We start from the raw sequence: 12,318 nt of genomic DNA on the forward strand, positions 1-12,318 counted from the left end.
TTATGAATGCAGCAGATATTCTCTCAAAACTCGTATCATTTCCAGTCCTGGGGGGCGAAAGTAACTTAAGTATTATTCATTGGATCAAAGAATATATTGAATCTTATGATATCGAAGTACAGTTAGTTCCTAATCCAGAAGGAAATAAAGCTTCTTTGCATTGCAGGATAGGCCCTGCTGTGGATGGAGGGGTCATCCTTTCTGGTCATACCGATGTAGTCCCAGTAAAAGGGCAAAAATGGGATACCGACCCGTTTGTATTGACCGACAAAGGAGATGGAAAGCTATACGGAAGAGGTTCATGTGATATGAAAGGGTTTATCGCTTGCTGCTTAGCAGTGTTACCCCAAATGGCCAAAGCTGATCTGAAAAAGCCTATTTATTTTGCCTTTTCGTATGATGAAGAAATAGGATGCTTGGCAGGACCAGAGCTAGCGCGTGCAATTAATGATTTTTATAAAGAAAAACCTAAATATGCGATTATAGGGGAGCCTTCTTTGATGGAACCTATTGTAGGGCAAAAAGGAATTTATATTCTAGAAACTTATGTCACTGGTTCTGAAGGGCACAGTAGTCGCATCAAACAGGAGGTGAGTGCCATACACGAATCCATGCGTCTTATCCTTTGGCTGGAGAATAAAATGAATCAATTGATCGAAAATAAACAATTTGACAATCGTTTTCATCCGCCACATTCAACCATTCATATTGGGTTAGTGAATGGAGGAATAGCACCCAATATCATTGCCGATAAGGCTCATTTTTACTGGGATTTACGGACCATTCCTATGGATGATGTCAATACCATCATCGCTGAGTTTGAAGCCTATTGCAAGGAACGAGTAGGGGAGTTACAAAAGATATTTCCTGACTTTTCTATAAAAACGATTGAAAATCATCCTGCAGTACCGCATTTGGATACCAAAGATGATGCAGATGTCGTTCATTTGGTAAAAAAGATCTGTGGCAAATCTGAATTAAACACCGTAGCATACGCCTCGGAAGCTGGTCAATTTGCCGATGAAGGGTTCCAATCGATTATTTGTGGACCAGGATCTATTGCCCAGGCGCATCGCGCTAACGAATTTATCGCCAAAGAACAACTGGATAAAGGAGTGGAGATGATAGACAAACTCATTGAGGAGTTGTCATCAGATCATTTTGTGTAGAAGAGTGCCTTGCTTATTTTAATACTATCCCGTATTCCTAAAATCACGACGCTACAACCTATAATCAATTCTAGTATCCATAGAAAATCAATAGGTCTAAAAAGAAGCATAAGTACTCTAATAGCAACATAAGCCATGAGCATATGGTTGAGTATCCTCTTATTCTTTTCTTTAATAGCAAAAAGTATAAGAACACTCAATAGCAATACCGTGCTTATTACCATTATTTCTGTAGCATAAGGCCAACGCAATCCCCGCATGGTTATCGCGATTAGTAATACTACACTCAATATCCAACCCAGAATCCCTGGGTATTGCTTTTTGATGAGCGTGCTTTCCATAAAACAGATCAATACCAATAGCACCATTTTGATATCAGCTTTGGGGATGATACTGAAATTTATGGGATCGGTTTTAAGAATGCTAAAGAGTATCGTATTGATCAAATGTGGGATATAGACCAAACTAAATAGTAGGGTAATAACCAATATATAGGTGTTTCTAGACAAGGTTGATACTTTTGAGGTTAAATATAGCATTATTATTAGGGTTTAAAGTGCCGATTTAGGATTGAAACTGCCCTAGAATTTACTAGATACGTACTAGGGCAAGATCTATTGGGTGTCGTATTATAGTATCATACCCAATGTTTTTCATGTCAGATGAAATTTGCCTCGAAATCTTCTTCCAAAATAAATTAATAAACCGGGGTAACATTTTACCATGCTTCAACACTTATAAACAACATTTATCATTTTAAAACATTTTTTTACAAAACACTTTTCATGAAAAACACACTCTTTTTACTGTTCTTTTCAATTCTTTTTGTTTCCTGTTCTTCTGATGATACAGAAGAGATATTGCAACAACAAGAAGAAGAGGATGATCCTATAGAAGTAATTGCAGAAGGGAAGCAATCATTCAGTATTGATTTTAAAGAAATAATAGCAAAGAGTCTATCCAATAAAACCGTTGATCTTGTTCCAGACTATGCTTTGATTAGTATTAATGATAGTGATGGAAACGAAATATTATCCAGGGAAAAAATTTCAATTATTGAAGTAGATGAAAAATACGTAACAGAAGAAATTACTTTGGATGCGGGAACTTATAGTTTAACCGAATTTATAGTGGTGGATGCAAATGATGTAGTCATCTCATTAGCTCCAAAGGTAAATTCTGCGTTATCTCAATTTATAGAAAATTCAATCCCTTTCGATTTTACCGTAGAAACCGATGAATCTGCCATTGCTGATGTAGAAAACATTGATGCTGCAGGATATGTAGCTTTTGATTTTGGGTATGATGATTTGGATGTAAGGATACCAAACGCTACAGATTCTTTCAGTTTAACTATCGACGAATCTTCTGATTTTACGCCAAAAACTATTGTTCTAAAATCGATTACGGCATCAAATTATGTCGTAGACTGGGGAGATGGTATTGTTGAAGATTACGTATCTACAGCTACCAATACTACAGAACAAAACGAATTAACTCACACATATACAGCTGTAGATGTTTATGAAGTTACGATAAGCGGGCCTTTAGAAGTAATCGAAGAGTTTAGTTTCTACAGTAATACGGAAGAAGGAAATCCTTATCAAAGTAATATCACTTCAGCAGATATAGAAAAGTTAATACTGCTTAAAAAATGTCATATTTATAGCGGTAGACTTTCAGGACTCAACACCTCTAATAATACGGTTTTAGAAATATTAGAATTAGGCTATAACGAAATAACTAGCCTTGATGTTACCAATAACAAAAATTTAAAAAGAGCCTGGCTCAGACACAATCAGCTCACTGAATTTGATGTTTCCCAAAATTTAGATTTAGAATTCTTATGGGTAAATGGAAATCAAATTTCAAACCTCGATGTCTCCAACAATATCGCTTTAAAGAAGTTATTTGCTCGGAATAATGGAATCAGCAATTTTGATGTTTCGAATAGTTTGGAATTAGATGATATTGACCTTAGCGGAAATGAAATCAGTAGTATAGATCTTACCAAAAACACAAAATTAGTGGAGATCAATATAGGAGCTAATCAGCTTACTGAAATTGACCTTTCTCAAAACACAGAGTTAATACGTGTTGATTTGTATGAAAATCAAATCGCCAGTATTGATTTTTCTTTTAATACAAAATTACGGGATATTTACATTCATGATAACTTACTCAATACGTTGGATGTATCCAATAACCCTGAGTTAGAACGCTTAATTATTAGAAACAATACCATAAGCACTTTGGATATATCGAATAATCTTAAAATTTTCAATTTAGAGATAACAGGGAATCAATTTGATGCCATTGAGATCGATCAAATGATCGCACAGATATACGATCAAGCAATTCTAAACGAAACTATGAACGGGTATGTAGATTTTAAAAACAATCCTGGGTTTAATGCTATTGCTCAATCTACTATTGATCAGATGAATGAACTGCAAGCTGATTATATGTGGATTTTTAATAATAACTAAGGCAATATTTAAAGATTCGATTATTATATAAACTCTTCAGTAGATGTACTACATGCATATAGCATATCTACTGAAGAGTTTTAATTTAGATTTTTCCCAATCCACAACGGTATAATACTACTTTCAAAGCAGCACAACACATCGGCTAGCATATCTTATTTCAGCATCAAAACCGCTATGATAAGGCCACTTTATAAATCGTACATCCAAAATTTTCTTCCCGGATAAGGATTCCCGTAAAAAACCCATAGCAAAAGCTGTTAATTTTAATACATATAACAACGATCATAAGGCTTTGTTCCTTTTTTTAAAAGTAACATAAGCTAACTTAAAAAAGGTTTTCGTTATTCTTCCCCAATTCTATTTCCTGAAAAGCTCAAAAGTATACCCTGTATTGGGTATTTACTTTAATGCTATCGTGATGTATACTTGTATCATCAAAAGTCCTCTATATCTATTCCTGCAAAAACCTGTGTAACCTCTATGGTGTTTTAAATTGAAGTGTATGAAAAAAGTAGTAGTAATAAGAGATACCATAGGTCGAAAATTAAGCTTGGGAGTGTGTATGGTTATCGATGAGCAAAACGCCATTGCGTTTACCTCTCAAAGTTTAGAACGGGGATGGCTCAATAATGCACGTAACATTTCTTGTATTCCTGCAGGGATATACAAGCTGCATCTAGAATGGTCTCCTAAGTTTCAACAAAAACTGTGGGAAATATATGATGTACCCAATCGTAGGGAATGCAAATTCCATGCTGCGAACTTTTGGAGACAACTCAACGGTTGTATTGCACTCGGAAAAAAACGTGCAGATATTGATAATGACGGATTTATGGATATTACCGATAGCAGAAATACCATGAAACGATTTCATAAAGCATTAGAAGGCGAAACTACTGCCGTACTACATATTATCAATTCGCAATTAACATAACAACAAGGTAGATATGTCATTTTTTGAAGATCTAAAGGAACGACTAGAGGCTACATTGGTAGACTTAACCACCATAGAACATGTTTTAATAATTGAAGAATCAGATCACCTATTATATCGCTTTCAACAAACAGCAGGAGATAGCCTAAGTTATATTGGTACAGGTGATGATGTTGATGAAGAGCTATTCGAACTGTTCAACGAAGCTTTTTCGGCATCTGTAGAAGCACGAACAGGTATAGGACAATTTATCATTGAATGTTTAACATAAATAAATACATAAAAATGGGATTACAACAATTAAAAGAAACAGTTGAAGGAGCAGTTAAAGATTTAGCTACGCTAGAAGTAGCCTCTTTTACGGGAAATCAGATTGATATTGACGGTATTGATCGGTCAGCTGTTTTTGAAACTATTAGAAATGGATTGACCAGTTCTACATTGGTAGGATACTCCAGATTTGAGGCAGATGGAGATGCAATGAATTATGTGAACAGTGATCTTGGAGAAGATAAAAAGTACTTGATTGATGGGCACAATTCTATGGTAGAAGGGGCACAAAAATCCAGGAAGGATTTCTTCGAATTTGTTCTTAAAGTATTAGGTGTAGACGTGGATTAAATGCGAAAGATTCGTTTTTATAGATTCAAACCCAGTACGCAACCACCGGACACCATGGATGGAATGAACGATTGGATGAATGGTGAAATTTCAGATGCTGCTATTGAACCGGTAGATGCTTATACCTATACTAATCACGGGGTAACAGGCGAAGCAAATGATCATTATCCAATGGCTTTACGAATTTTTAAGTATGTCATCAACTTGAAAGGGGCCTACAATTGGTTAAAAAAGAAATTACATGGATAAGCCCAATACATTTGAACTCATTGAGGATACAGAAGTAAGAACGCAATTAACCAAAGCGTATGAAAAGATTGATCAATTGGAAATCATCCAACTATTATCAGACTTAAAATACTTGCCTCAAAAAACGTTCGAATTCGGTATTTACGATAATAGCAAGGTAGAGAATGCTATCAAAAAGTTTAGACATGAACTTTCAGAGGCATTAGCAAAGACAACATTTAGTAATCTAAACTTTGTCTACAATAGCATCTCAAAGCTATTTGAAGAAGGAGAGGAGCTGCCCAACGAGTTATCTCATCAAGAATTCACCTTACTAAAAGAATTGACAGGTCTTGACAAAGAATTGGAGATCTATAAGGTGGAGGAGGAGCAGACCTCTTTGTTATCTAGAGTGTTGATTTATAGATTCCATGTATATGATTTGGCCAAAACCATTCAGCCCAATCATAAAATGACCTCAAATGCGGTAGCTGTACTACAACAGTCGGCAGAAAAACTTGGCTTTGATGGTGACATCTATAGCTTCGGAAATCTACTAGCTGATCAGGAAAATTTATCAAAGTTTTGTTTGAGCTCTCCAATTTTGACCAATAACATTTTTCTGGATTGTATTTTTATTTCAACATCTACAGATCAGGGGCGTGAAGTGCTGAACGAACTTGGAAATACAATCAAAAGGAAGCTTCGTTTCCAAAGAAAAATTGCTTCTCAGCCTTCAAAAGTCATTGTATCCAAGCTCATCAATTTTCCTGATCGCGAAGCCGTAAAAAATGAGGTCAAAAAGTACATGAGGCAAGATCAAAATCGGTTTCTGAGACGTGTTTTGCAGGTTAAACTATGGACTATGGGCTTGTACTATGGGCGTTTGGATCATGATTTTGGTCCTTTGTCTATTACCGCTTTAAGTCAGTTTTTAATGACTATCGTGCAAAAAGATGAAGATGGCGAAAAAGAGCTGGGCCGCATCATGTATAACCTCAAGAAGGATCAGTGCATTATAAATATTAGATATCTACTCAAAGAGCATTTTATCCCTACAGAGGTATCCGATATCCCGGTAGAACAGTCGTCGGTGTCTCAGATTTTTGATTTTGTGTTAGAAGATAAATCCGATGTAAATGTTTTCAGTGTAAATGAGCATACAGAATTTACGCAACAACGAGAAGAGCTTACCCAAAAACTAAAAAATGAACTAAATCAAGAAGCAAAACTAGTGAATGAAGGGTATCGTACCAATATACGTCAATACAAAACGCATAAAGGAATTATGCGATTTTTCTCCAAGATTTTTAAGTTTGTTAGAAATGCGATTCGAAAACTGAGAGAACTCTTTAAAAAACTGTTCAGGATTATTAAAAAAGTATCCAAAATCATATTTAATGAGATCAAGGATGCCTTTCAAAGTTTTAGCAGAGGGATCGAATTTCTTTTTGGAGACCGAATTGTACAACCTACTGAAGCAATAAGCTCTGATTATGATTTTGATTTTGATGGGGTAACTAGAATTCACTCCAAACCCAGTAAAAAAGAGTACGAAATCCATATCAAAACTATTAGGGAGTATGCATCTGCTATCTATTCCACGCTAAACTTTACCAGGATCGTTATAAAATGGGGAATACGAGTGGCCACCGGACCTATTGGCTGGGTACAAATACTAGTGGGCATAGCAAAATTGTTCAGAGAGATGATTCGAAAAAGAGGCATGATCCAAGGGCAAAGCTTGGCTATTGTTTATTAATACATTAAAATTTATTATGGAAAGACTTATTACTATTCTGAACGCTCTAGAATATGGAATCGTGGCAACAGAAAATTATAGTTTCGATCAAATTGCGAACGCCTTTAAACAAGGACGAGTAAAATTACCGTTATTAAGAAGAATGGGCGGAGGAGGCAACTGTGCATCCATAGCATTAATAAAATCGGCAATAGGGTCATTAGGTTTTTCGGGTATTTTTCAATCTGTGATTATTGATACAAATAAAAAACGGTTTTTAATTGATCTTATTGATGATGAAGAACGGACTTACAGTCTTTCTTTTCGAAATTATAAGTACGCCAAAAGAAAGTCGTCTTTCGAATTGAACCGCAATGATGAAATATCCCTAGACATTTTTGAGTTTTCTAATTTTTGTTATGCGGTTTTAGCCGAAATCAAACGAACAAACTACCGAAGAGACCGAAGATACAAAAGAGCTATTACTGATCTGAACAAGGGAGAAGCTACAAAATACATCTATGGGAACCTGGGAGTAGACAAACAGAAAATAGGGGATGTATCCATAGAAAATTTAAGCTCCTACAAACATATTGTATTTTGGAATAGTAAACATGCCGTTTATGCCAGTGAAGGCATGTATGACGAGTTTTTTAATGGGCATAATGATACAGAGCCTTTAGAAAAACTCAAAGAAATTCATGGTAATGGTACCGACAAGCACAATCCAAAAGGTGCTTATGGGGTCATTCAATAACTAAATCAAAACATAGCATTATGCCATATAATCCAGATTTTATTGCAGGTCAAAATATCCCGCTTCCCACACCCAATAGTCGAGTACTGTCTTCGGCATTTGGAGGAGGATATATTCATCATTCGCGTCATTCAATATTGTTCAACCAGAAACGCGGTTTCGCTTTTGTGGCTGCCCATAATGTAGATGGAGCAACACTATCTTCATCCCAGTTTACGAATCGCAATTTCCGAGAGGAGAGTTCAAAAGATATACTCCAATAGGCTACGCTGATTTCTTTAAAAATGCCGAAAAATGATTGGAAAATTATTAGTAAAACAACGGCAAGGGTTGATGATATAAATTAAAGAAATACACTATTTTTGCTGTATACAGCATATACCCTGAAAATTTGTTAGAGAAAAGACGGCAATTACCACAAAAAGAATCTATAGATACAGATTATTTCATTTACTGTTTAGAAGCAGTGCATGATATAGAAACGCACCAAATTACCGAAGCACAAAAAAAATTAGAACAATTGACTTCGCAATATGGAGTGGCTAGTATCTATAAAACTTGTGATACTATTGAAGGTTTAGAGGACAGCCTAAATACATTGGTTATGGATGATCATCATTTTACAAATTATGAAATCATCTACTTGGTCATCACAGGTGAAGCCAATAGTATTTGTTTAAATGATTACTATTATAGTTTACAGGAGATTGCAGAAATTTTTGAAGGAAAATTACAAGGAAAGATTTTACATTTTTCCAATGCTAAAGTACTTGATTTAGATGAAGAAGAAGCACAATATTTTTTGGATATCACAGGTGCAAAAGGTGTTTCTGGGTATGGTCACGAATTTAATGGTATGACGAGTTCAAATCTTGATATAGCATTCTTTAACTTATTTAAAGAAGATGACAATATGTTAGATGTGGTAGAAGAATTGCATCAAAGGCATTACAAAGTCTGTAAACTACTTGATTTTAGATTGTATTATTAACTAAGATTCCCTTCCTTTTCTATTTTACATAATATAAATGCTGAAAATCGCGTATTTGAGTTTTTTCTGGTCGTAGTATCGAATATGAGGATTATATGAGGATTGTATATGCTGTGAATCACATTGATCAATGTTTTGTTTTTACTGAGCAGTGTTGTGAAATGATGTTAGCGTTACTGATGTGGTGGGCATGTTGCAAATTGACTTCAGCACATGTTCAATAAACGGATCAGGCAGATTCCGACATCGTAATTCTGTTTTTACACGAGTCTAATAATTTGATCCAGTGAATCAAATTATTGGAGCTGCGAGATGATGCGGCTGGGAATCGATATAATTCGCTTAGGCGAAATTATATCTGATGTTATATAAAATAGCGGCATGGGCCGCTATACACGAATTACTAGATAAATGTTCTATAATTTATATTATGTAAAATAGAATATTTTGCTAACTACTCCATATTCTGTTTTGGGTACAAAAAAAAACAGCCTACCTATTGACAGGCTGTTTTCGCAAATTGACGTGTGTATATCTAATCATTCAGTACCCCAAACGATTGGTTCCCGAATCGATAACTAGATATCTTGTGCAAGGTAGCACTTTCAGCTATATTCTAAAACTACCTTTAACCAATTTGATTGAGAGATATCAATTAGTTCGGTTTTAATTACTTAACCTTACACGTCTTAAGGCCCACCAAAGTATACAGCGGACAAAAGCTGATAAAACTGGTAATCAAAAACACCGCAGATAACGCGATAAGTACATATCCCAGCGTCCCGCTAATGGTCTCGGTATAAAACAGAACTCCCACCAAAATGGCAATAGCAAATCTCACTAAACGATCTAGTTGACCCATATTCTTTTTCATAATATTATATTTTTAATAGCAAATTGAATAAGTTGAACAATCATAGCCACCAGGCTTATACATAAAACACAAACCAGCAGTAATTTTAAGGCTTTGTTATTTTTCATGAATAATCCTGTTGCTTTTATACAAAACTATTCACTTCAACTACCAAAAGCTGTGACAATTGTTACATCAGATCTATATAAATTGTATGAGAATAAGTGGTTATAGCAGTTCTACGATACCTTGTTGTAGTTTCAGCAAGCCATCGTGCTCTAGTTTTTTTAGCAATCGGGAGATTACTTCTCGAGACGATCCTAGATCATAAGCGATATCCTTGTGTGTAGTATGTAGTGTATTGCTCTTTTTTAGCTCTGCCTCTTTCTTCAAATACTCCATCAAACGGGTTTCTTTTTTAGAAAAAGTCAAAATTTCAATAACATTCAGCAGTTCATCAAACTTAAGATTAAACAGATCATAGACAAACTCATTCCATTGTGGATAAGATTTGGCGATATTCATCATCTTATCTGCAGGGATAATCACCACCTCGGCCTCCTCCTCTATGATCGCCTTTACTCTACTAGTTTGATTACGTATCAAGGTGGTAACCGACATCACACAACTTTCTCCAGGTTTGATATAATACAACAACACCTCGTTACCTTGTACGGGCTCGGTTTTAAAGACTTTGGCAAGCCCGGATACGATTAATGGGATTGCTTTTACATAAGAACCTTCATTTAAAATGATCGTTCCAGTTTCGAAAGTTTGGATGCTACAAACGGTAAGTAATTCTTCTCTAAGACCGGGCATCTGGGCTAACTTGGGGAAATAGGTATCTAAGGCTTCTGCAATCAAGGTGTTTACTTTTATCCTTTAAAGGTATCAAAAAATCTATCCAACTTAGAATTTAAATTTCCCGCGTACCGAAAAGTCATTTTGGTTACTAAAACCACCAAAATTTTGTTTTAGATTGATTAAATTTTCCACTTCTATCGTAAAATTCTTATTCAAATCATATCCCATACCGTTGGCCACATTAAATTGGGATAGCTTAACAGATGTTGACTCTTCTGGAAAAACGCCACCCATAAACTCTGCGCTAAGGCCAGAATACATATAAAATCGTTTGGTCACATATTTTTTGGCAAAAAACGAACCCCCAAAGAGATCCTGAGTTGCATTTTTGTCGCGATATCCTCGTATTTGAAAAAAGAGATTAGAATTTACCCGATAATTCACCTCAAAATTGGCATTAAATTCATGACTAGAATCATCGGTATATTTGGCTCCACTGCTAGTTACTCTAGGGCCTAATGAATCCGTAGGACGTTCTTGTTGTGCATGCATATGCGTATGCAGCATTACTACAGAAATAACAATAAAAATTGGATGAGTTGTGGTGTTGAAGTGCATGGCTTTTGATTAGAGAGTACCTCTAAAAGACTGCCAGCCCATACACCTGTTACAAAATTTCTAGTCTACCCCAGTTACTTTGTCCTCTTTTAAGGCTTCTATGGTACCGCGATAACTAATAGGTGTTCTATGACTACTATTGACATTGATACTCACAACCTGATTCGGGAAAAAAGTTAAGACTACCTTATTCGATTCTTTGTTGTTATCAATATAAAAAGTCATCACATGGCGCTGTTTCTTCTCGTTTTTTACGATTTTAAAACGTGTAGGTACTCCTTTAAACTCAATTCCTCCTTTGTTCGCATTATATTCCCCTGCCAATTGACGTTCTCCGTAATACGGTAAATACATTTCTACTTCATCGCCTTTCATTCGTACAAAGCTTGGGTTATTGATCAGGTTGACACTCCCCACAGAACTCCCTGGAGGAAAAAATCCACTATTGGCAAAGCTATTCAATGCTGGCGTAGTTAAAGGATAGGCCCATTCTACATCCACCTGGAAATTCTTTTGGTTCACCCACTCCTCTACTGCTATGCTCTCTGCTGTTGGCGCAATGACCTTGTCGGCACTCCCACAGCTCAACATCAAGATACTACTAACTAAGATGATTATAATTCTCATTTCCCTACTTCTTTTTGTTCATACAATGCAATACAAAAACTGTGCAGTTCTCGAATCATTTTCGAGACTACCGTTTATAAAGGGGTATCAACTGCTTTTGACCAAGAATGTACTTTTAGCTCTCACGCTCTTCATTATCATCGTTCTCTGGCATTTGCAAATCACCATTTCCGGCAATGGCAAAACGATCTCTTTTGGATCCATATCCAAAATTCAACGATCTGCGGTACTTGGTTTGAAAGTCAGCGAAGCGTCTTTTTTTGGAAGATTTTTTCTTTTCGCTCATAACTCTAAGTTTTGTATTACAAATTCATTTGATAGAATTTCTCTAACTAAGTTATTACTTTTTTAATTATAAAATACTCGTTGGTAATACTTTATGTTTATTTTATGATAAAATTGCTTCATGGTATACTTGGTAATTTTAGTAGGACTTACCTTTTACACCCAAGTGTATGATTTCCAAATGTTATTAGGAAACTT

Annotated in this window: 16 protein-coding genes; 10 read left to right on the forward strand and 6 right to left on the reverse strand. The window is 35.6% G+C overall.

Going from position 1 to position 12,318, the window contains the following annotated elements:
* Positions 1-2 precede the first annotated feature (2 nt).
* Positions 3-1,169: an acetylornithine deacetylase gene (argE, locus tag ACXAGJ_RS02360; protein ID WP_474836776.1), complete on the forward strand. Its 1,167-nt coding sequence runs from the start codon at positions 3-5 to the stop codon at positions 1,167-1,169.
* Here the strand turns inward: argE and ACXAGJ_RS02365 are convergent.
* A complete protein-coding gene (locus ACXAGJ_RS02365) occupies positions 1,157-1,708 on the reverse strand; it encodes a hypothetical protein (protein WP_474836778.1) in 552 nt (183 codons plus the stop codon). The two genes, argE and ACXAGJ_RS02365, sit on opposite strands and share 13 nt — an antisense overlap.
* Positions 1,709-1,954: 246 nt before the next feature.
* On the opposite strand from ACXAGJ_RS02365, the gene ACXAGJ_RS02370 reads away from it, so the two are divergent.
* The 9 genes from ACXAGJ_RS02370 to ACXAGJ_RS02410 all read left to right on the forward strand — a co-directional run bounded on the left by ACXAGJ_RS02370 (position 1,955) and on the right by ACXAGJ_RS02410 (position 8,933).
* Positions 1,955-3,658: a leucine-rich repeat domain-containing protein gene (locus ACXAGJ_RS02370; protein ID WP_474836780.1), complete on the forward strand. Its 1,704-nt coding sequence runs from the start codon at positions 1,955-1,957 to the stop codon at positions 3,656-3,658.
* A 505-nt stretch (positions 3,659-4,163) separates the two neighbouring features.
* The gene (locus tag ACXAGJ_RS02375; protein WP_073313842.1) at positions 4,164-4,595 is read left to right on the forward strand and encodes a DUF5675 family protein; all 432 of its coding nucleotides are present in this window, start codon (positions 4,164-4,166) and stop codon (positions 4,593-4,595) included.
* Between the two features lie 13 nt (positions 4,596-4,608).
* The gene (locus tag ACXAGJ_RS02380; protein WP_474836783.1) at positions 4,609-4,866 is read left to right on the forward strand and encodes a hypothetical protein; all 258 of its coding nucleotides are present in this window, start codon (positions 4,609-4,611) and stop codon (positions 4,864-4,866) included.
* 14 nt (positions 4,867-4,880) lie between these two features.
* Complete coding sequence (locus ACXAGJ_RS02385) at positions 4,881-5,216, forward strand: hypothetical protein (protein ID WP_474836785.1); 336 nt, start codon at positions 4,881-4,883, stop codon at positions 5,214-5,216.
* Entirely contained in the window at positions 5,217-5,465 is a 249-nt protein-coding gene (locus tag ACXAGJ_RS02390; RefSeq protein WP_474836786.1) for a hypothetical protein, read from the forward strand.
* Positions 5,458-7,206, forward strand: coding sequence for a hypothetical protein (locus tag ACXAGJ_RS02395; RefSeq protein ID WP_474836788.1), 1,749 nt, complete (start codon positions 5,458-5,460; stop codon positions 7,204-7,206). The genes ACXAGJ_RS02390 and ACXAGJ_RS02395 overlap by 8 nt, the downstream gene beginning before the upstream one ends.
* Positions 7,207-7,222: 16 nt before the next feature.
* Positions 7,223-7,942, forward strand: coding sequence for a hypothetical protein (locus ACXAGJ_RS02400; RefSeq protein WP_474836790.1), 720 nt, complete (start codon positions 7,223-7,225; stop codon positions 7,940-7,942).
* Between the two features lie 20 nt (positions 7,943-7,962).
* Positions 7,963-8,205, forward strand: a complete 243-nt coding sequence (locus ACXAGJ_RS02405) for a hypothetical protein (RefSeq protein WP_474836792.1) — start codon at positions 7,963-7,965, stop codon at positions 8,203-8,205.
* Positions 8,206-8,333: 128 nt separating this feature from the next.
* Positions 8,334-8,933 (forward strand): DUF6642 family protein, encoded by a 600-nt coding sequence (locus ACXAGJ_RS02410; protein ID WP_474836794.1) that lies wholly within the window; start codon positions 8,334-8,336, stop codon positions 8,931-8,933.
* Between the two features lie 670 nt (positions 8,934-9,603).
* Here ACXAGJ_RS02410 and ACXAGJ_RS02415 read toward each other — a convergent pair.
* From ACXAGJ_RS02415 to ACXAGJ_RS02435, 5 genes are all read right to left on the reverse strand, one after another.
* Positions 9,604-9,807, reverse strand: a complete 204-nt coding sequence (locus ACXAGJ_RS02415) for a YgaP family membrane protein (protein WP_073313872.1) — start codon at positions 9,805-9,807, stop codon at positions 9,604-9,606.
* A 207-nt stretch (positions 9,808-10,014) separates the two neighbouring features.
* A complete protein-coding gene (locus tag ACXAGJ_RS02420; protein ID WP_474836796.1) occupies positions 10,015-10,650 on the reverse strand; it encodes a Crp/Fnr family transcriptional regulator in 636 nt (211 codons plus the stop codon).
* Positions 10,651-10,695: 45 nt separating this feature from the next.
* A complete protein-coding gene (locus tag ACXAGJ_RS02425) occupies positions 10,696-11,208 on the reverse strand; it encodes a hypothetical protein (RefSeq protein WP_474836798.1) in 513 nt (170 codons plus the stop codon).
* Positions 11,209-11,268: 60 nt separating this feature from the next.
* On the reverse strand, positions 11,269-11,835 hold the full coding sequence (locus ACXAGJ_RS02430) for a DUF4251 domain-containing protein (RefSeq protein WP_474836800.1): 567 nt from the start codon (positions 11,833-11,835) through the stop codon (positions 11,269-11,271).
* Positions 11,836-11,950: 115 nt separating this feature from the next.
* A complete protein-coding gene (locus tag ACXAGJ_RS02435; protein ID WP_473279945.1) occupies positions 11,951-12,121 on the reverse strand; it encodes a hypothetical protein in 171 nt (56 codons plus the stop codon).
* Positions 12,122-12,318 lie beyond the last annotated feature (197 nt).

Source organism: Aquimarina sp. AWH4_224 (assembly GCF_056160245.1).

Bases quoted from the DNA above. Each gene is read 5' to 3' on its own strand.
- argE (WP_474836776.1), top strand. From the start codon at position 3: ATGAATGCAGCAGATATTCTCTCAAAACTCGTATCATTTCCAGTCCTG.
- ACXAGJ_RS02365 (WP_474836778.1), bottom strand. From the start codon at position 1,708: ATGCTATATTTAACCTCAAAAGTATCAACCTTGTCTAGAAACACCTAT.
- ACXAGJ_RS02370 (WP_474836780.1), top strand. From the start codon at position 1,955: ATGAAAAACACACTCTTTTTACTGTTCTTTTCAATTCTTTTTGTTTCC.
- ACXAGJ_RS02375 (WP_073313842.1), top strand. From the start codon at position 4,164: ATGAAAAAAGTAGTAGTAATAAGAGATACCATAGGTCGAAAATTAAGC.
- ACXAGJ_RS02380 (WP_474836783.1), top strand. From the start codon at position 4,609: ATGTCATTTTTTGAAGATCTAAAGGAACGACTAGAGGCTACATTGGTA.
- ACXAGJ_RS02385 (WP_474836785.1), top strand. From the start codon at position 4,881: ATGGGATTACAACAATTAAAAGAAACAGTTGAAGGAGCAGTTAAAGAT.
- ACXAGJ_RS02390 (WP_474836786.1), top strand. From the start codon at position 5,217: ATGCGAAAGATTCGTTTTTATAGATTCAAACCCAGTACGCAACCACCG.
- ACXAGJ_RS02395 (WP_474836788.1), top strand. From the start codon at position 5,458: ATGGATAAGCCCAATACATTTGAACTCATTGAGGATACAGAAGTAAGA.
- ACXAGJ_RS02400 (WP_474836790.1), top strand. From the start codon at position 7,223: ATGGAAAGACTTATTACTATTCTGAACGCTCTAGAATATGGAATCGTG.
- ACXAGJ_RS02405 (WP_474836792.1), top strand. From the start codon at position 7,963: ATGCCATATAATCCAGATTTTATTGCAGGTCAAAATATCCCGCTTCCC.
- ACXAGJ_RS02415 (WP_073313872.1), bottom strand. From the start codon at position 9,807: ATGAAAAAGAATATGGGTCAACTAGATCGTTTAGTGAGATTTGCTATT.
- ACXAGJ_RS02425 (WP_474836798.1), bottom strand. From the start codon at position 11,208: ATGCACTTCAACACCACAACTCATCCAATTTTTATTGTTATTTCTGTA.
- ACXAGJ_RS02430 (WP_474836800.1), bottom strand. From the start codon at position 11,835: ATGAGAATTATAATCATCTTAGTTAGTAGTATCTTGATGTTGAGCTGT.
- ACXAGJ_RS02435 (WP_473279945.1), bottom strand. From the start codon at position 12,121: ATGAGCGAAAAGAAAAAATCTTCCAAAAAAAGACGCTTCGCTGACTTT.